Genomic DNA, 19454 nt, shown 5'->3' on the forward strand with positions numbered 1-19454 from the left:
GGCGGTCAGTCTTCCAGATCGCCGGGCGGACGCGCGAACTCGAACCGGTGGACACCGGGCTCGTCGAGCCTGATCCGCCGCCGCCCGGCCGGCGCGCCGTCCTCCAGCCGGGTCGGCAGTGCACCGCCAGGGCTCGTGATGGTGATCGTCGAGCCGTCGTCCGGCAGCTCGACGAGCACGCCGCCGGCCGTGAGCAGCAGGGTCGCCGCGACGGGGTGGTGACGGCTCCACTCGACATCCACGACGTGTCCACCCCGGACCCGGAACCCTCGGAACCGTCCCGCCGACCACGCTGCCGGGAGGGTCGGCAGCAGCGACAGGACATCGCCGTGCCCCTGGACGAGCAGTTCGACGACACCGGCCGTCCCGCCCAGGTTGCCGTCGATCTGGAACACGTCGTCGAGGTCGCCCATCGGGTGCAGGTCGAGCAGCGATGCCGATGACAGCGGACCGAGCAGCGTGTCGAGCGCCTCGGACGCGAGCCCTGGATCACGGAGTCGTGCAGCCAGGCAGAGGACCCAGGCCATGCTCCACCCGGTTCCGCCACCGCCGTGCGCGAGTCTCCGCCGCAGTGCGCGTCGGGCCGCCTCGAAGTGCTCGGGCGTGTCCGATTCGGTGATCCGTGTCCCCGGGTACAGGCCGTACAGGTGGGAGAGGTGCCGGTGGCCGGGCTCGGTCGGCTCCCGCTCCTCGGCCCACTCCAAGAGCGTTCCGTCGCGGCCGACCTGCGGCAGTCGCAGGGTGGTCAAAGAGTCGCGCGCCCGAGCCAGGAGCCCGACGTCCGCGATGCGGTCGCCGACCCGCTCCGCGAGGGCGAGGTACTCGCGGAGGCACTCGTGCACCAGCTCCTGGTCCATCGCCGCGCCGGCAGTCACCGCCGCCGTGTGACCCGCGTCGACCACGTACCGGTTCTCCGGTGAGGTCGACGGACTCACGACCAGCGAACCGGCGACATCCGTGACGAGCATCCCCAGGACGAACGAGACCACCGGCTCGACGGTCTGCAGCACGGCGACGCGCGCGACGTGATCAGCACCGCCGTCGTCCAGACGGCGGTGGAGGTGCGCGACGAGCCAGGGGAGCGCGCTCGGCCAGTTCGCCCAGTGCGCGTCGAGCGGCACGGCGTCCGTGTGCCGCCAGAGGTCGCTGTTGTGGTGCGCTGCAGCCCCGTCGAGGCCGTAGGACTCGCCGGCGGTGCGCCGCCCGGCGTCCACCAGTTCGCCGATGAACCGGGTGAGTGGCTCGACCAGGTCACCGAGGCCGGTGCTCTCCGCCGGCCAGTAGTTCATCTGGAGGTTGATGTTGGTGGTGAAGTTCGCGCTCCAAGGTGGCCTGACCTGATCGTTCCAGACCCCCTGGAGGTTCGCCGGCTCACTCCCCGGTCGGGAGCTGCCGATGAGGAGCGCCCGACCGAGGTCGAAGTAGCGCTCCGCGAGGTCGGCCGACGTGGACGCGGATGCCGAGAGGTCCAGGTCGACGCGGTCGAAGAGCGACCGGTGGTCGGCCACGTGCCGTTCGAGCAGTGCTTGCCCGGTTCGCCGCAGTGCACGCGAGACCGTCGCCCGGGTGTGCTCCAGCAGCGTGGCCGGGGCGCCCACCGGCCGATCTCGCCACCCACGGTGCCCGGAACGGGCACCGGCGACGAGGCGGAAGCCGCCCGGGATCGGCTGCACCGCGACCGCCAGCGCCCAGGCCATGCCGGCGTCGACGAACCCGTCGGCGTCCGGGACGTCGGTCGGGTACCTGACGGCCTCGTGATCGTCACCGCCGAGATACGAGGGTCGCACACTCGCCGGCGCACGGCCGGCCGCCGACCACCATCGGATGGCGCCGACCGTGCGCTCCTCCGTCGTCGACGGGTGCGGCGTCGCGAACCCGACCCTCGGTTCACGGACACCGTCGCCCAGTAGCTCGACGACCAGCACGTCGTCCACCGCCGATACGAACGCGCGGAGCGTGACCGCCGCGCCACCGCACGTGGACGTCGTCTCGACGACGCCGCGCGCGAGATCGGCGGTCCGTGTCGAGCGCGAACCGTCCTCGGGTGACGCGTAATCGACCGTGAGGCGGCCGAGCGGCTGGAAGGATTCGGTGAACGTGGCCCCGCGCAGGGCAGCCGCGCGGGCGTCGGCCGTGACGGGATCGTTGTCGGCGATCGCTCGGCGCACGGACTCGAGCGGGCTGGGCCGGGGTCGGAGTGCCAGCCCACCGCCCGGGCGTCGCGGACCTCCCGACCACAACGTGTCCAGGGAGAGGTCGATGCCCTCCCGTCCGGGCACCCCGTCGAGAGCCGCGCCCAACGTCCCGTTCCCGATGAGGAACCGATCGACGAACCGGGCGGCCGGTCCGTCGAGCTCGATTCGATGACGCTCGACGTCTTGCTTTCGGTGGTCCATCAGCGGTCGAGTCGGAGCAGCACGGCACCGTGAGCGGGCAGGGACGTGTCGACGGCGCCGTCGACGACCGGCATCGGGCGACCACTCCACAGCTCGGTGACGGACGCTCGATCGGCGCAACCGAGATCGGCCAGGTGCACCCGCAGCTCGGTGTCCGCATCGCCGAGCCAGAACACCGCGCGCCACTGCGTCTCGCCGAGCTCAGCCGCCCAGACGACGAGGTCGCCGTCACGGATGATCTCCCGGCTCCCGTCGCTACCGAGCAGCGCGAGCACGTCCGGGTTGGTCAGGAGTGCGAGCGTGTGGGCCGGGGTGTCCGGGAGGTGGCCGCCGAAGAAGAGCGGCGACCGGGCGATGCACCAGAGCGTCATGAGCGTCTGCTGCTCGGCCGGGGTGAGGCGGCTGAGCCGGTCCGAACCGACGTGGGCCCGGATGCCGATCCGCCCGAGCGGGAGCATGTCCGCATCGGCCCACGCCCCCGGGCGCTGGAGGGGCGCCCAGCGAGCCAGGCGTTGGAACTGTTCGAGCACCGCCGACCAGTCGTCCCAGAGATCGTCGGAGATCCGCCACAGCTGGGCCGTCGATCGAAGGGTGTCGAGGTGCTCGGTGGAGAGTCGCTTCCCCGGCGACAGGCTGAGCACCATGGGTCTGCCGGTCGCATCGATGGCTCGCGAGATGGCCTCGATCTCGGCGGTCTGGATCGGTGGGTAGAGCACATCGTCGAGCTTGATGAGGTCGACACCCCACTCGGCGAGCTGCAGCATGACCGAGTCGTAGTAGGCCTGTGCGCCCGGGGCGGTCATGTCGACGCCGACGTTGTCGGGGTTCCACGGGCAGACGTTGGACGGATCGGCGATCTCCCCGCAGCGGGCCGTCGAGCCGAGGATCGGTAGGTCGAGGTCGACGGCCAGACGCGGCACGCCGCGCATGAGGTGCACTCCGAAGCGGAGCCCGAGCGCGTGCACGCGGTCGGCGAGCGCGCGGAAGCCGCCGGACGCCGCAGACGGGAACCGGTTCGGAGCGGGTTGCGGTCGACCCCAGGCGTCGAGCGTCGGCTGGGAGACACGCTCGTAGTCGCCGGCCCCTGGGGCCGATTCGTACCACTGGATGTCGACGACCACCGTGTCCCAACCGACGGGCAGCAGGTGCTCGGCCAGGAAGGCCGCGTTGGCGAGTACCTCGGCCTCCGTGACGGACCCACCGAAGCAGTCCCAGCTGTTCCAGCCCATCGGTGGACGGCTCGCCAGCGCACGACGTGCTGCACGCATCGCGGTGACCGCGACCTCCACCTCGCTCATGATGCGACCTGAGCCGTGATCGTGGCGAACGAGTGCGGTGGCAGTGTGACGCGAAGGCCCGTCGGTGTGACGTCGAGACCCGTGAGCGGTCGCGGTGACACGGCGTCGGTCTCTCCGGGACGGTTGTGCGCGTCGGGCCGTGCGGCGGTGAGCAGTCGCCCGTGTGGCTCGACCACGGACCCGCCACGGACGTCGATCTCGACGACGAGTGGTGCGTCGAGGTCGACGTTCGTCAGCGAGCAATGGAGGACGGCGTCCTTGACGCTCGCCGAGGCCGAGACGGTCGGGATCCCACCCGCGTGGGCGGCCTCGGCGTCGCGGACCGGCCCGACCACGTGCGTCGGGAGGGACGTGGCGTCCTGGTGCGGACTGTTCATCTCGAAGACGTGGAAGGTGGGCGTCCGGACCATCTCGCCGCCGTCGGGATCGGTCAGGAGCATCGCCTGCAGGACGTTGACCGTCTGCGCGATGTTGGCCATGCGCAGCCGGCCCGCGAATCGGTGGAACACGTCGAAGTGCCAGGCCGCGACCATGGCGTCGCGGATGGTGTTCTGCTGGAACAGGTGCCCGGGGTGCGTGCCCGGCTCGACGTCCCACCACGTGCCCCACTCGTCGAGCACCATGCCGAACCGTTCCTCAGGGTCGTAGACGTCCATGACGGCGGCGTGCGACGACAGCAGCTGCTCGACACCCTGTGCCGCGGCGATCGTGCTCCAGTACTCCGCGGCGTCGAACGCGGTGGCACTGCCCTTCGCCTTCCAGCTGCCACCGATCGTGTAGTAGTGCACCGAGACGGCCTCCCAGGGCGTCGCTGAGAACGGGTGGGTGGCCACGTCGGCGACGACCTCCATCAGCGTCTTCGTCCAGGCCACGTCGAACCCGTCGGCACCGGCGGCGACCCGGTAGAGCGGGACCTTCCCGCCGCTCTCGCAGAAGGTGCCGAACTGGCGTGCCAGGTCCGCGTACGCGCCGGCGCGTAGGTTGCCACCGCACCCCCAGGGTTCGTTGCCCAAGCCCCAGAACGGGACGTCCCAGGGTTCCTCCCGACCGTTCGCGCGCCGCAGTTCGGCCATCGGGGTCTCCCCGGCGCCGGTCAGGTACTCGATCCAGTCGGCCATCTCCTGCACCGTGCCCGAGCCCAGGTTGCCCGAGACGTAGGCATCGGCGCCGAGGAGTTCGCACAGCTCCATGAACTCGTGGGTGCCGAACGCGTTGGTCTCGCTCGTCCCACCCCACTGCGTGTTGATGAGCTTCGGGCGGTCCTCGCGAGGTCCGATGCCGCTCGTCCAGTGGTAACGATCCGCGAAGCAGCCGCCCGGCCAGCGGAGGTTCGGGATGCGCAGTTCGCGGAGCGCCTCCACGACGTCGAGCCGGATACCGCCGACGTTCGGCACGGACGAGTCCTCGCCGACCCAGAAGCCGTCGTAGATGCCGCGCCCGAGGTGTTCCGCGAAGTGGCCGTAGACGTGTCGACTGATCGTGGGGCCCGGCCGGTCGAGGTCGACGGTGACGGTCGCAGTGGAGTGCATGGCTGATGTGGTCCTGTTCTGTGCAGCGGGTCGTGGATCAGACGGCGGTCACGAGGATCGTGATCACGCGGTCGGGCTGGAAGGTGGGGAGGTCGAGGCCGATCACGGCGAGCTGGCCACCGCTCAGCACGGGCGCCACCGCGAGCGTGGCCGGGTCGGCGTCGAGTGGCGGCGCATCCCGGAGCCACTGGGGGATCACCCAGCGCGGGCCGAGCGAGTCGTCCTGCGCGACGGCGAGGCGGTAGTGACCGTCCGGGCGGAGTCCGGGAAGGCGGACCCGACGACGGGAGTCGGCCGATCGCGGGGGAGTCACGAGGGTGTACAGCGCGGTGGTGCCATCCTCGGCGACGACCCCGCGCAGGGTCGGAGCGTCGTCGTCCCACTCGCCGTCGCCGACGACGCGGCCGGTGGCGATGAGTCCGCGATGACGCGTGAACACGGTGACCCATCTGGTGAGGGTCGTCCGATCCGCATCGTCGAGCTCGCGCAGATCCCACTCCACACCGAAGTGCCCGAGGAGCGCGATCGCGCACCGGGTGTGGAGCGTGTGCGTGCGTCCGGTCGTGGCCGATCTGGCCGAGGCCACATGCGACCCGAGCATCTCGGGCGGGACGAGGAGCCCCGTCCACCGGAGCATCCGAGCCCGCTCGATCGGGTCGTGGTTGTCGGAGGTGTGGACGCGATCGGACCGCTCGAGGATGCCGAGGTCGACGCGGCCTCCGCCAGATGCGCAGCTCTCGATCTCGAGGTGCGGGTGCCGCGACCGGAGCTCGTCGAGCAGCCGGTAGAGGGCTTCGGTCTGGTCGTGCACAGCCGCCCGCCCGGTCGACGGATGACCGGCATCGACGAGGTCGCGGTTGTGGTCCCACTTCAGGTACGCGATCCCCAGCTCGACGACCAGCGTGTCGATGGCCTGCAGGATGTGGTCGAACGCCGCCGGATTGCCGAGATCGAGCACCTGCTGGTGCCGGACGGGCGACGGGAGCTCGTCCCTCGCCCGCAGGATCCAGTCCGGGTGCTCGCGCGCGAGGTCGGAGTCCTCGTTGATCATCTCGGGTTCGAACCACAGCCCGAATTCCATGCCGAGTGATCGCACCCGGTCGGCGAGCGGCGCGAGACCGTCCGGCCAACGCTCGGGGTCCGGGGTCCAGTCGCCGAGGCCGCGGGTGTCGTCGTGACGTCCGCGGAACCATCCGTCGTCGAGCACGTAGCGCTCGACGCCGATGGCCGCGGCCCGGGTCGCCAACTCGGTGAGGACGTCGAGATCGTGATCGAACAGGACCGCCTCCCAGACGTTCAGGGTGACGGGGCGCGGACGCCGAGCCGCCCGCGAAGTCGAGCGCAGGTGACGGTGGTACCGCGACGAGGCGGCATCGAGGCCCACGCCGTAGGCTCCGTACACCCATGGAGTCCGGTGGTCCTCGCCGGGGCCGAGTCGGACCTCGCCAGGCAGGAGCAGCTCGCCGCCGCGGAACGCGAGGTGACCGTCGGTGCGCTCGACGCCGATCGTGTGGTTGCCGCTCCAACCGACATGGCACAGCCAGACGTCACCCCGACGGCTGTCGAACCCCGGTGTTCCGATCGCGGTGACCCCGGTGGCGTCGAGACCGGGACGACCGTGCCGCGACTCGCGGAGGTGGGTCCCGGTCGTGACCGGACGTCGCTGCGGCAGCTTCTCGTTGCCCCACCGGCCGGCGAAGTCGAGGATCTCCCGAGCCGACGTCGGGATCGGGAGGGCCGGCACGACACCCTCGATCTGCAGGAGGTCGTCGCCCCGGTTCGTGACCGTCACGCGCGTGCGCAGCAGGCCACTCGGTGTCAGTTCGATCGCCACGAGCAGTGCGATGCCGGTCTGGTCGTCGACCGCGGTCACGTCGACCAGCGCGGCACCGCACTGCCGTACCGCGCCGGCTGGGAGGGCTTCCCCGTCCACCTCGATCGCGATCACGTCGAAGCGCGGCGACCAGGCCGTTCCGGCACGATGCGCCCGGATCCCGGGGAGACCCGACCAGCCCAGGGCGTGCTCGGGCAACAGGCTCGGCTCGTACGGTGCGTCCGAGCCGTCGACGAGGTCGCCGCGCTCTGTCGCTGTGGCCGCGGCCAGCCACTCGAGGTCGTCGGCCTCGACGGCGGCTCCCCAGTGCGCGATGGTCGGGAGACGGGTCCCGTGCTGGACGATGACGACGGAGACGCCGTCGCACTGCAGATGGACGACGCGGTGGTCGAGCGTCGCTGAGAGGTCGGACATGGTTCCTCCGAACCGGTCGATGAGTGAGGTGTGCTGGCCGGGTGGGCCGATGGTCAGGCGGAGTCCCGGACGACGAGCGTGGTGTCGAGCCAACGCGGAGCGGTCGTCCGGCCGGCGATGAGCTCCATGACGAGTTCCGCGGCGACCCTGCCCATCTGCTCCAACGGCTGGCGGACCGAGGTCAGCGGTGGTTCCGCCGTGGCGGCGACGACCGTGTCGTCGAATCCGACGAGCGCGATGTCGTCAGGGACCGTGCGGCCGCTGGCCTCGAGGACGCGCATCGCTCCGACCGCCATGAGGTCGGAGCCCGCGAAGACGGCGTCGAGGTCCGGGTACCGGGAGAGCAGCCGCGCCATGGCCGACGAACCGCTCGGCATGGTGAAGTCGCCTCGGGCGACCGCCCGGGTGTCGAGGCCGCGCTCGGTGAGGACGTCCCGCCAGCCTCGGACACGGTCGCTGGAGGCGGCCATGTCGGCGGGGCCCGAGATGACGCCGATCCTGGTGCGGCCGAGCGCGATGAGGTGTTCGGCCGCGAGCCGACCGCCGGCGTAGTTGTCGGAGTCGACGAAGGTGACGTCGTCCGTCTGCTCGCCCATCGGGCGGCCGACGAAGACGATCGGGAGGTCCACCGAGGCGAGCGCCTGGGTGATGGTGCTGATCTCGTGCTGCAGGATCACCACCGCCCCGTCCACGTAGTGCGCAGCGAGGTAGGCGACGAGCGCGTCGAGTTGGCGCGGGTCCGCGAGGAAGAGTGCGGGCTGCTGGGCCGCCGAGAGGAGCGCTGCGGTCGCACCTTTGAGTGGCGCCGCGACGAACGAGCCGGAGAACGGTTCGAGCTCGCCGGCCGCGAGGACGATCGCGACGGCGCCAGTCCTGCCGCCGGCGAGCGATCGGGCCGCGACGTTCGTGCGGTAGGCCAGTTTCGCGGCCGCATCGCGCACCGCGACGACCATCGAGGCGTCGACCGTCGATGCACCGGCGAGGACCCGTGAGGCGGTCGCTCGGGAGACGCCGGCCTCTCGGGCGACGTCGACCAGGGTCGGTTTGCGCATCCTCGCTCCTTTGCGATCGTCCACCTGGCGGTGGTCTGGCAACGAGCTTCGCAGAATCCGAGAGAGCGATCTCCGAGTTGCGCAATATTGCCCTGGTGCCCTGCAACCCCGCTGCCTATGGTGATCACCACGCCCGAACGGTCCGGATGCTCCCAGATCCAGCCGACATCGGCGCGAGCCGGAGAGCGATCTCTGGCCGGTGACCGCAACGTAGCGCGACACCGCGGAACACGATCCCGCATAGGAGGGGGATTTCCAGTGAAATTCCGTCTTGCAGCAGCAGCAACCGTCGCCGTCATGGTCGGCGCCCTGGTCACCGGTTGTTCCGGGTCCGGCGGCGGCGATGACAAGACCTTCCAGTTCTGGTCCTTCACGGGCATCAACCAGAAGGCCGATGTCGAGAAGTACAAGGAAGCGCACCCCGACATCACCGTCAAGCTCACCGAGGTCGGCAGCACGCAGGAGACCGCCCAGGCGCTCACCGCGGCGTTGGCCGGCGGCAAGGTCCCCGACCTGGTGCTCATCCAGGGCGACGACATGCCCAACTTCGTCGCCAACCCCGACAACTTCGTCGACCTGAGCACGATGGGCGCCGGCGACATCTCCGGGGACTACCTGCCGTGGGTCTGGGACCAGGCCGTGGCCCAGAACGACGCCGTCATCGGGGTGCCGACCGACGTGGGCGGGATGTCGATGGCGTACCGCGCCGACCTCTTCGAGGCCGCCGGTCTGCCGTCGGAACCGGACGCGGTCGCGGCGCTCTGGCCCACCTGGGACGACTTCATCTCCGTCGGCCAGCAGTACGTCGCCGCCACCGGGAAGCCGTTCCTCGACAACGCCGGCACCTCGGTCTTCTTCCAGACCGTGAACCAGGTCGACGAGAAGTACTACACGCCGGAGGGTGAGCTCGTGTACGACACGAATCCGCAGGTGAGGGAGGCGTTCGACATCTCGATCAAGGCGATCGAGGCCGGCATCACCGCGAACGTCCCCGCCTTCTCCACCGGCTGGAGCACGGGCAAGACCAACGGCGCCTTCGCCGCGATGGCAGCTCCCTCCTGGATGCTGAAGAGCATCAAGACGGACGCGCCCGACACCTCGGGCCAGTGGCGCGTGACGACGGTGCCCAAGGTCGCCGGCAACTGGGGCGGCAGCTACCTCGCCATCCCGAAGCGCGCGGCGAACCCCGAGGCGGCGTGGGCCTACATCAAGGAGATGCAGTCACCCGAGTCGCAGCTGGAGAACTTCACCGACACCGGCGCCCTGCCCAGCACGGTCTCGGCGTACGAGTCCACGGCGATCGCCGACTACACCGACCCGTTCTTCGGCGACTCGAAGATCGGCGCCGTGCTCGGCAAGTCCCTGCAGGAGTTCAAGCCGTTCTTCAACGGTCCGGAGACGGCGACGATCGGTTCCGCGATGATCAACACCGTGACGGACGTCGAAGCCGGCAACACCCCACCGGACAAGGCCTGGGACGTCGCGATGAAGGCCGTGAAGGACGCCCTCGGCGGCTGACCCGACGACCCCGTCCATTCGTCCGCTCCGACCCGGGGCGTTCCGGCCGAGTAGCACGCCGGAACGCCCCTGAAGGATCATCGTGACCACTCACATCGCCCCGCCTCGGCTGCTGCCGAAACAGTCGCCACCCGGTATCGGGACGCGGATCCGCAACACCCTGCCGGAACGCTTCGCCCCCTACCTCTACATCGCCCCGTTCTTCCTGATCTTCGCCGTCTTCGGCCTGATCCCGCTCCTGTTCACCTTCGTGGTGTCCCTGTTCGACTGGAACCCGATCGGTCAGCAGACCTTCATCGGCTTCGACAACTTCACCAGGCTCGCGGCCGACCCACGGTTCTGGAACGCGATGCTCAACACCTTCGCGATCTTCATCATCTCCACGGTGCCACAGCTCGTCATCGCGCTCGGCCTCGCCCACCTGCTGAACCACGTCCGCCTCCGGTTCGCGACGGGGTTCCGGATGGCGATGCTCGTGCCGTACATCACCTCGGTCGCGGCGACCACGATCGTGTTCGCCCAGCTGTTCGACCGCGACTACGGACTCTTCAACTACCTCATCAGCTTCTTCGGGGGCGACCACGTCGACTTCCTGAACGACAAGGTCGGCTCCTGGTTCCTCGTCGCGCTCATGGTCGTCTGGCGGTGGACGGGGTACACGACCCTGCTCTACCTGGCGGCGCTGCAGGCGATCCCTCGCGACGTGTACGAGGCGGCCGCCGTCGACGGTGCCGGCGGCTGGAAGCAGTTCGTCTACATCACCATCCCGTCGTTGCGTCCCATCATCGTGTTCACGATCGTCACCTCGACGATCGGCGGGCTCCAGGTGTTCACCGAACCACTGCTGGTGAATCCGGCCACCGGCCTCACCTGTGGTGCGGCACGACAGTGCCAGACGCTCACGCTGTTCCTCTACGAGCAGGGCTTCGGCCAGTTCGAGTTCGGCTACGGCTCGGCGATCGGCGTCGCGCTGTTCGTGATCGTCGTGCTCGTCGCCCTGCTGAACTTCTTCCTGTCCACGCGCACCCGAGGAGGACGCTGATGTCCGAGACGCTCAACTCCACCCAGCTGATGGCGAGTGCGACCTCCGCCGGCCGCAAACGGAACGGCGGCCGCATCGGCCGCATCCCGTGGTACACCTACGTCCTCCTGGTGTGCGCCGTCATCGTCAGCATGTTCCCGCTGTACTTCATGTTCGTCGTCGCGACGACGGACTCGGCGACCGCGACGACGCTGCCGCCACGGCTGTACCCGGGCGACAACCTGTTCCACCTCGTGGGTCTGGTGTTCGAGACGGTGCCGTTCATCCAGTCGATGATCAACAGCCTCATCGTCGCGCTGTCGATCGGCGTCGGATCGGCGCTGCTGTGCGCCCTGGCCGGATTCGCCTTCGCGAAGCTGGAGTTCCGCGGCCGCAACGCGCTGTTCATCCTCGTGGTCCTCACCATGACCGTCCCGACGCAGCTCAGTGTCATCCCGCAGTACCTGATCATCTCCGCGCTCGACTGGGTGGACACGCTGCAGGCACTGATCGTCCCCGGCCTCGCGAGCGCGTTCGGCATCTTCTGGATGCGTCAGCACATCTCGAGCTCGGTGAGCGACGAGCTGCTGCAGGCGGCGAGGCTCGACGGTGCCAACACCTGGCAGATCTTCTGGCGGATCGTCTTCCCCGTCATCCGACCGGCGGCGTTCGTCCTGGGGCTGCTCGGCTTCGTCGGATCGTGGAACGACTTCCTCTGGCCGTTCATCGTCCTGAAGTCACCCGAGATGTACACCGTCCAGATCGCGATCAAGGCCCTGCAGTCGCAGCGGTCGATCGACCTCGGCCTGGCGATGGCGGGGTCGTTCCTGGCCACCATCCCGCTGCTCATCGCGTTCGTCTTCGTCGGCAAGCGCATGGTGACCGGGATCATGGACGGAGCGTTCAAGGGATGACCCTGCAACACGACGGCGTCACGCCGACCACGCCGGGCGTCGTCCGCGGTGTCTGGAACGACCGACGGGCGTCACCCGACGAGCGGGCGCGGGCACTCCTCGACGAGATGACCCTCGAGGAGAAGGTCGGCCAGCTCGGCTCGATCTGGTTCACCGACGCGGCGGGCGACTTCGCGCCGAGCGTGGAGGGCTCCGACGACTCGGCCTCGCCGGCCTCGCCGACCACCGGTGACTTCACCGGTGGCCTCGGGCAGTTGACGCGCATCTTCGGGACGGAACCGGTGACGGTGGCCGAGGGCGTCGACCGTCTGCGGGAACGGCAACGGCAGGTCGTGGCCGGCAACCGGTTCGGCATCCCCGCGATCGCGCACGAGGAGTGTCTGACGGGGTTCGCCGCCTACGGTGCGACCGCCTTCCCGACGCCGCTCGCCTGGGCCGCCTCGTTCGACGAGGATCTCGTGGAACGGATGGCCGAGGCGATCGGAGACGACCTCCGCTCGGTCGGTGTCCATCAGGGACTCGCGCCGGTCCTCGACGTCGTGCGCGACTATCGCTGGGGCCGGGTCGAGGAGACGCTGGGGGAGGACCCGTATCTCGTCGGCCAGCTCGGCGCCGCGTACGTGCGTGGTCTCGAGCGGGCCGGGATCGTGGCGACCCTGAAGCACTTCGCCGGCTACGCCGCATCCCGGGGTGCGAAGAACCACGCCCCCGTGAGCATGGGGCGCCGTGAACTCGCCGATGTCGTCCTCCCGCCGTTCGAGACGGCGATCCGGCTCGGCGGAGCACGAAGCGTGATGAACGCCTACACGGACCTCGACGGCGTCCCCGCGGGCGCCAGTGTCGAGCTGCTCACGGGCATCCTGCGCGACGACTGGGGTTTCGACGGCACCGTCGTCGCCGACTACTGGGCGATCCCGTTCCTGGCGACCATGCACCACGTCGCGAACGACGCGACAGCAGCCGGCGCGCTCGCCCTCACCGCCGGGATCGACGTCGAACTGCCGGAGACCGCCGGATACGGTGCCGGCCTCGTCGGCCTCGTCCAGGACGGGACGCTCGACGAGCGGCTGGTCGACCGGGCCGTGCTCCGGCACCTGCGGCAGAAGATCGAGCTCGGCCTGCTCGACGGGGTTCCGCTCGTGCCGGAGGACGCCGGATCGACCGACCTCGACGGCCCTCGGAACCGCGCCATCGCGACGCGGCTCGCCGAGGAGTCGGTGGTCCTCCTCCGGAACCGCGAGGTGCTCCCGCTCCAGGCGCCCACGCGTATCGCCGTGATCGGGCCGGCGGCCGACCAGTTCCGCAGTCTCGTGGGCTGCTACGCGTTCCCCAACCACGTGCTCTCGAAGCATCCGGGGCACGACCTCGGCATCGCCATCCCGACGATCCTGGACGCGGTGCGTGCCGAGTTCCCCGCGGCGGACGTCGTCGTCGAACCGGGATGCAGCATCACCGACACCGGTCAGGACGACGTCCCGGCCGCCGTCGAGGCTGCCCGGGCGGCAGATGTCGTGGTGCTCGCCGTGGGGGACATCGCGGGCCTGTTCGGCGACGGCACCTCGGGAGAGGGCTGTGACGCCGAGGACCTGCGTCTCCCCGGGGGCCAGCACGACCTCGTGCTCGCCGTCCTCGCGACCGGGACGCCGGTCGTCCTGACCGTGCTGTCCGGGCGACCCTACGCGCTGGGGGACTACGACCGGGCCGATGCACTGGTCCAGGCGTTCTTCCCCGGACAGGAGGGCGCGACGGCCGTCGCGGGTCTGCTGTCCGGCCGGGTGCAGCCGAGTGGTCGGCTCCCGGTGCAGATCCCTCACTCACCGGCCATGCCGAGCACCTACCTGCAGCCCCCGCTCGGTCTGGCGTCCCGCGGGATCAGCGTGCTCGACCCGTCACCGCTCTTCCCGTTCGGCCATGGCCTCACCGCCGGTGACGTCCGTTACCGCTCGCTCACGAGCGCAGCGAAGCTCGCCGTCGACGGTGAGGTGCTCGTCGACGTCACCGTCGAGAACGTGGGCGTCGACGACGCCGTCGAGGTGATCCAGCTCTACGGCACGGATCCGGTCGCCTCCGTCGTGCGTCCCTCGGTCGAGCTGCTCGCCTTCGCCCGCCTCACGGTCGCTACCGGGACATCGGCCACGGTGCGTTTCTCGGTGTCGGCCGACCGTTTGTCCTTCACCGGAGTCGACGGCCGCCGGGTGGTCGAACCGGGGACGTACGTCCTGTCCGCCGGACCCTCGGCACTGGATCGTCCGCTCACCCACACGATCGAGGTGACCGGCAGCCGGCGGGAGCTGGTCGGGCCGCGCGAGCTCCGCGTGGACTGGCGCCGTGTCGCCCCGAGGGAGGCCTGACCATGTCGTTCGTCCCGATCTCCCAGGTCACCCTCACCGGTGGGCCGTTGTTCCAGGCCCAGGAGGCCGACCGCGCCTACCTGCGGGCCCTCGAACCCGATCGCCTGCTCGCCCCGTTCCTCCGTGAGGCGGGCCTGGAGCCCCGGGCGGCGTCCTACGACGACTGGGAAGTGCGCGGCCTCGACGGACACACCGCCGGACACTACCTCTCGGCCTGTTCCCTCATGGTCGCCTCCACGGGCGACGACGTCCTGCGGTCCCGGCTCGAGTACACGGTCACCGAACTGGCCCGAGCGCAGGACCATCTGGGTACCGGCTACGTCGGCGGTGTCCCACGGAGTGCCGAGCTCTGGGCGGAGGTGGCAGCGGGGATCACCGAATCGACCTTCCGTGCCGGTCGCTGGGTGCCCTGGTACAACCTGCACAAGCTCTACGCCGGTCTCATCGATGCGGCCCGCTTGACCGGGAACCACGTGGCACGCGATGTGGTCCTGCACCTCGCCACCTGGTGGGAGGAGCTTGCAGCGGGGATCGATGACGAGCACTTCCAGCTCATGCTCGAGACCGAGATCGGCGGGATGAACGAAGCGTGCGTCGACCTCTTCGACCTCACGGGCGACCCCCGACATCTCGCGATGGCCGCCCGCTTCACCTCCATCGCCCTCAGCGAACCGCTGTCGCGCCGGTCCGACGAATTGACCGGCCTGCACGCCAACACCCGCATCCCGCAGTTCGTCGGGTTCGCCGCCCTCGCCTCGCGGAGCGGTGATCGGGCCCTGGCCGGTGCGGCCCGGTTCGCCTGGGAGACGATCCTGACGCGGCGAACGGTCGCGATCGGGGGCAACAGCGTCCGGGAGCACTTCCATGCCGTCGACGACTTCACCCCGATGACCGAGGACCGGGAGGGTCCGGAGACCTGCAACAGCTACAACCTGATCAAACTCGGCCGGCGGCTCAGTGCCGACGAGCCCGACCCGGTGATCGCCGACGCGCTCGAACGGATCCTCTTCAATCACGTCCTGTCATCGCAGCACCCCGAGCACGGCGGGCTCGTCTACTTCACCTCGATGCGACCCGACCACTACCGCGTCTACTCCTCGCCGGAACACAGCTTCTGGTGCTGCGTGGGGACCGGACTGGAGAGTCACGCGAAACACGGCGAATCGCTGTACCGGTTCGACGGCGACGCGGTGTCGGTCGAGATCTTCGCGCCCTCCGTCGTGCGGATCCCCGAACTCGGTCTCGAGCTGGAGCAACGGACGGCCTTCCCCTCCGACGGCGTGGTCGGACTCGCCCTCGGGCTCACCGGTCCGCGGCGGTTCCGGCTCCGCGTCCGAGTCCCCGGGTGGAGCGTTTCGACACCCGAGGTGTTCGTCAACGGCGCGCCGGTGACCGCCGGACTCGAACGCGGCCATCTCGTCGTGGATCGTGTCTGGAGCGACGGCGACACCGTGTCGTTCGAACTCACCATGGGCGGTCGCGCGGAACCGTACCCGGACGGCTCCGACTGGACGTCGCTCCTCTGGGGTCCGTCCGTCCTGGCGGCCCGCGGTGAGTCGCTCCCGACCGACGTGGTGCTGGCCGGCCGCGCTCACGCACCGCACACGGCGGTCGGCCCGCTCAACCCGCTCGCCTCGGCACCGATCGTCCTGCGGTCGGCTGTGCCGTACCGGGACGCCGATGGGCGACTCCGGGTCGACTCCGATCGAGGACCGATCCCGCTGGAACCCTTCGCCGGGCTGCACGATGCGCGGTACACCGTCACGTTCCCCGTGGCGCCGACCGGGGACGAGGACGCCATCGCTCGGCGCCGGACAGCCCTGGTCGAGCGGGACCGACGCGCCGCGAGCATCGACGGGCGGACGGTGGACCGTGTCGCGCTGGGCGAGCAGCAACCGGAGGCGGATCACGGGTTCGAGGGGGTGTCCAGCGCCAGCGGTGCGGTGGGTGGTGTCCGCTGGCGGAACACGACCGAGCGTCTGTCCGTGACGCTCGTCGACCCCCATCTCCTCGGCCGGATCGTCAGAGTGACCTGGCTGCACGACGCGGCCGGCCACGGGTTCACCCTGGAGATCGACGGCACGCCGGTCGCCCCGCGGGAGGGCGGGCGAGACGGCGACCTCGAATGGGCGGAGTACCCGCTGACGCCCACCAGCGCTGGATGGGGCGTCCGGCGGTTCGCGCTCGTCGCGCAGCCTGATCGCGAGACCCCGCGGTGCACCGAGCTCCGCGTGCTGACCGCCGAGGGAGCCTGACCACCGGTGCCGATGCGCGCGGCACCCCGGAATGCGGGACCATGGAGCCATGACGACGACGCCGGAGCGGGACGACCTCAGCGTGACGCTCGCGGACGTCGCCGCGAGGTCGGGATGCTCGGTGTCGCTCGTCTCGCGGGTGCTCGCCGGGAAGCGTCATGCATCTCCGGACACCCGGGATCGCATCCTCGCCGCAGCGCACGACCTCGGCTACGACCGCGCAGCGCAACGCCGCGGGCGGCCTCGCTCCGTCCCGCGCCTGCTCGACCTGGCGATGAGCCAGTGGGACGACCCGTGGGCGAACACCGTCGTGACGAGCGTGCGGCGTGCTGCCGCTGCGGCGAACTACGATCTGGTCCTCACGCCGGAGAGCGAGTCGATGGTCGACGACTGGCCGAGTCGGGCACGAGCGCGGGGATCGGCCGGTGTCGTCGTGTGCCTCATCCGTCCCAACGTCTCCCAGCTCGACATCCTCGCCTCGGCGAACATCCCCGTCGCGCTCCTCGATCCGCGTGCGGAGCCGGCGCGGAGTCTGCCGAGCGTCGGGTCCACCGACTGGCAGGGCGGCTTCGACGCGGGTCGGCATCTCGCCCGGCGGGGGACACGTCGGTTCCTCATCATCACCGGCCGGCCGAAGTACCGGTTCGGCCGTGCGAGGGAGGCCGGTTTCCGAGCGGCGGTCGAACGGCACGCCGACGGGGCGACGGTCGAGGAGATCTCGTCGCCCTGGTCCTCGGAGAGTGCGTTCGTCTCCGTGCGCAAGCTGCTCAGGCAGGGCGGGCTCCCGATCGGCGTCTTCAGCTGCAACGACGAGATGGCCTACGGCGTCTACCGCGCCGCTGAAGAGCTACAGCTCCGCATCCCCGACGACATCCGGGTCGTCGGCTTCGACGATCTCCCGCAGTCCAGGTTGATGCCGCCGCCGATGACGACCGTGCGGCAGCCGATGCGCGCGATGGCCGCGCGTGCGGTCCAGCTCGTCCTCGAGGCGGAGCCCGGGACGGACCCGGGGGATCGGGCGGAGTTCCCGACCGAACTCATCGTCCGCGCGTCGAGCTGACGCGGACGCGGACGCGGGACAATGGTCGCCATGACGGGATCATCGGACACCGACGAGGTGTCGACGGAACACTCGAGCGTGTCGACGTGGATGCAGGCGCTCGGCACGGCGACCGGGAACCCCGGCGGCGGGGCCGCGTCCGGACTCATGCTGGCGATCGCCGCCGGCCTCACCGCGATGGTCGCCGGCTACACCCGAGCCACGCATGCGGCCGAGGACGCGAGCGGGCACGGCGAGCACGGATCCGAGGCCGAGGCGACGATCGCCGCACTCCGCGGTCGCGCCGAGGCACGCTCCGAGCTGGCGCTGCGTCTGGCCGACGAGGACGCCCATGCCTCACGGGCGTTCGGCAGCGCCTTCCATCTCCCGGCCGGCGTCGAACGCGACGAGGCGATCCGTGCTGCGTCCATCGAGGCGGCCGCGGCCTCGGCGCGGATGGGCGAGCATGCCGTCGACGCGATCGACGATCTCGCCTGGCTGACCGAGCACGGCAACCCGGCGCTCATCGCCGACGTGGCGGTCGCCATCGGCGCACTCCGCGCCGCGATCACGGGAGCGCGGACCAACGTCAGCTTCGATCTCGGTTCGGTCCGCAGCGCACACGGCACACTCGAGGAGGTCCGCGCCGACGAGCCGCGCCTGTGGGAACTCGTGCCGGTGTTCGACCGTGCCCTCGAGCGGATCGACCGGCTCGCGGCATGGATCGACTCCGAGGCCGCTCCCACCGACGCGGTGTCATAGCCGGCGGTCAGCGCCCGCCGGGACGCGCAGACTGCCCGCTCGGAACCCGGACGATCAGAGCGTGGTGCAGGTTCGTCAGCGAGACCGAGATGACCGAACCGTGCGAGTCGCCGTCCAGCTGGATCTCCTGCGGCTCCTCGAGCCGGAGGTGCATCGTCCGTGCCTGTGCGTAGCTGATCGCGCGTGCCTTCGGCGAGAACCGTCCGACCAGCCGGCCGAATCGCGTCCGGTGCAGCATCCGGTTGAACGTCAGGCGGTAGCCGATGTTCCCCCAACCCGGACCCTTGCCAGGGCGCAGCATGACGGCGTCGAGCAGGCCGTCGTCCACGACGGCCTCGGGGAGCAGCAGGACCCCACCGGTGAGCGTTCCGGAGTTCCCGACGATGATCGTGTGCGCTCGGGCAGCCGCCTCAGGACGGTCGTCCAGGCGATAGTGCAGATCGAACTGCCGGTTGCCGATGATGCTCCGCGCGATCGGGTCGGAGTAGGCGAGCCAGCCGATCCGCCGCTTCAGCCGCTCGTTGGTGTGGCCGGCCATGTGCGCATCGAGGCCGATGCCGGCCATGACGAGGAAGACCTCGTCCCGGTTCGTGCCGTCGCTGCGCCCGAGACTGACCTGGCCGACGTCGACCACCTGGTCACGACCTGAACAGGCGATGTCGACCGACCGCTTGAGGTCGCCCAACGGCAGGCCGAGTGCTCGGGCGAAGAGGTTCCCCGTTCCGGCCGGGACCAGCCCGAGGGGGATGCCGGTGGATGCGATGGCCTCGGCGGCGACCCGCAGCGTCCCATCGCCTCCCGCGACCAGGATGACCGAGGGGGCCGAGGCGATCGCGGCGGCGGACGCGCCCCGGCCGTCGTCGTCGGCGCTCGTCTCGTGCCAGGTGGAGGGTGCCAGTCCGTGAGTCGATTCAGCGGCTGCGACGACCGAGCGGAGGACCTTGATGTCGACCTTGGAGGGGTTGACGACGACGGCTGCGCGTCGAGGTCCGCGTTCGGCTGGTGCATCGTTCACAGCGTCAAGGATAGGAGGCGCCGGCTCGGAACCAGCGCTGGACGCGAGCCGTGCCG

The 19454-nt window shown here is 70.2% G+C and carries 13 protein-coding genes; 7 read left to right on the forward strand and 6 right to left on the reverse strand.

Translation table 11 applies throughout. The features are described from left to right. Positions 1-5 precede the first annotated feature (5 nt). From QRN19_RS04630 to QRN19_RS04650, 5 genes are read right to left on the reverse strand one after another with little or no spacing between them, the layout of a single operon-like run. The gene (locus QRN19_RS04630; RefSeq protein ID WP_285025520.1) at positions 6-2396 is read right to left on the reverse strand and encodes a glycosyl hydrolase family 95 catalytic domain-containing protein; all 2391 of its coding nucleotides are present in this window, start codon (positions 2394-2396) and stop codon (positions 6-8) included. Further along, positions 2396-3694, reverse strand: a complete 1299-nt coding sequence (locus tag QRN19_RS04635) for a glycoside hydrolase family 27 protein (RefSeq protein ID WP_285025521.1) — start codon at positions 3692-3694, stop codon at positions 2396-2398. Before QRN19_RS04635 ends, QRN19_RS04630 begins: the two co-directional genes overlap by 1 nt. After that, complete coding sequence (locus QRN19_RS04640) at positions 3691-5223, reverse strand: alpha-N-arabinofuranosidase (RefSeq protein ID WP_285025522.1); 1533 nt, start codon at positions 5221-5223, stop codon at positions 3691-3693. Before QRN19_RS04640 ends, QRN19_RS04635 begins: the two co-directional genes overlap by 4 nt. Before the next feature lie 37 nt (positions 5224-5260). Continuing rightward, a complete protein-coding gene (locus QRN19_RS04645) occupies positions 5261-7471 on the reverse strand; it encodes an alpha-galactosidase (RefSeq protein WP_285025523.1) in 2211 nt (736 codons plus the stop codon). 53 nt (positions 7472-7524) lie between these two features. Continuing rightward, positions 7525-8523 carry a LacI family DNA-binding transcriptional regulator gene (locus QRN19_RS04650; RefSeq protein WP_285025524.1) on the reverse strand — a complete coding sequence of 333 codons (999 nt, stop codon included), beginning with the start codon at positions 8521-8523 and terminating at the stop codon, positions 7525-7527. A 258-nt stretch (positions 8524-8781) separates the two neighbouring features. Here QRN19_RS04650 and QRN19_RS04655 point away from each other — a divergent pair, with 258 nt between their 5' ends. The 7 genes from QRN19_RS04655 (at position 8782) to QRN19_RS04685 (ending at position 18383) form a co-directional block, all read left to right on the forward strand. Further along, positions 8782-10041 (forward strand): ABC transporter substrate-binding protein, encoded by a 1260-nt coding sequence (locus QRN19_RS04655; RefSeq protein WP_285025525.1) that lies wholly within the window; start codon positions 8782-8784, stop codon positions 10039-10041. Between the two features lie 82 nt (positions 10042-10123). Next, positions 10124-11083 carry a carbohydrate ABC transporter permease gene (locus QRN19_RS04660; protein ID WP_285025527.1) on the forward strand — a complete coding sequence of 320 codons (960 nt, stop codon included), beginning with the start codon at positions 10124-10126 and terminating at the stop codon, positions 11081-11083. Beyond that, the gene (locus QRN19_RS04665) at positions 11083-11976 is read left to right on the forward strand and encodes a carbohydrate ABC transporter permease (RefSeq protein WP_285025528.1); all 894 of its coding nucleotides are present in this window, start codon (positions 11083-11085) and stop codon (positions 11974-11976) included. Before QRN19_RS04660 ends, QRN19_RS04665 begins: the two co-directional genes overlap by 1 nt. Then, on the forward strand, positions 11973-14327 hold the full coding sequence (locus QRN19_RS04670; protein ID WP_285025530.1) for a beta-glucosidase family protein: 2355 nt from the start codon (positions 11973-11975) through the stop codon (positions 14325-14327). Before QRN19_RS04665 ends, QRN19_RS04670 begins: the two co-directional genes overlap by 4 nt. A 2-nt stretch (positions 14328-14329) precedes the next feature. After that, entirely contained in the window at positions 14330-16582 is a 2253-nt protein-coding gene (locus QRN19_RS04675; protein ID WP_285025531.1) for a beta-L-arabinofuranosidase domain-containing protein, read from the forward strand. Positions 16583-16631: 49 nt separating this feature from the next. Further along, positions 16632-17642 (forward strand): LacI family DNA-binding transcriptional regulator, encoded by a 1011-nt coding sequence (locus tag QRN19_RS04680; RefSeq protein ID WP_158596572.1) that lies wholly within the window; start codon positions 16632-16634, stop codon positions 17640-17642. Between the two features lie 30 nt (positions 17643-17672). Further along, the gene (locus tag QRN19_RS04685; RefSeq protein WP_285025532.1) at positions 17673-18383 is read left to right on the forward strand and encodes a cyclodeaminase/cyclohydrolase family protein; all 711 of its coding nucleotides are present in this window, start codon (positions 17673-17675) and stop codon (positions 18381-18383) included. A 7-nt stretch (positions 18384-18390) separates the two neighbouring features. Here QRN19_RS04685 and QRN19_RS04690 read toward each other — a convergent pair whose 3' ends face one another. Continuing rightward, complete coding sequence (locus QRN19_RS04690; protein WP_285025533.1) at positions 18391-19398, reverse strand: diacylglycerol/lipid kinase family protein; 1008 nt, start codon at positions 19396-19398, stop codon at positions 18391-18393. Positions 19399-19454 lie beyond the last annotated feature (56 nt).

This window comes from Plantibacter sp. ME-Dv--P-122b (genome assembly GCF_030209375.1).
Classification (GTDB): Bacteria; Actinomycetota; Actinomycetes; order Actinomycetales; family Microbacteriaceae; genus Plantibacter.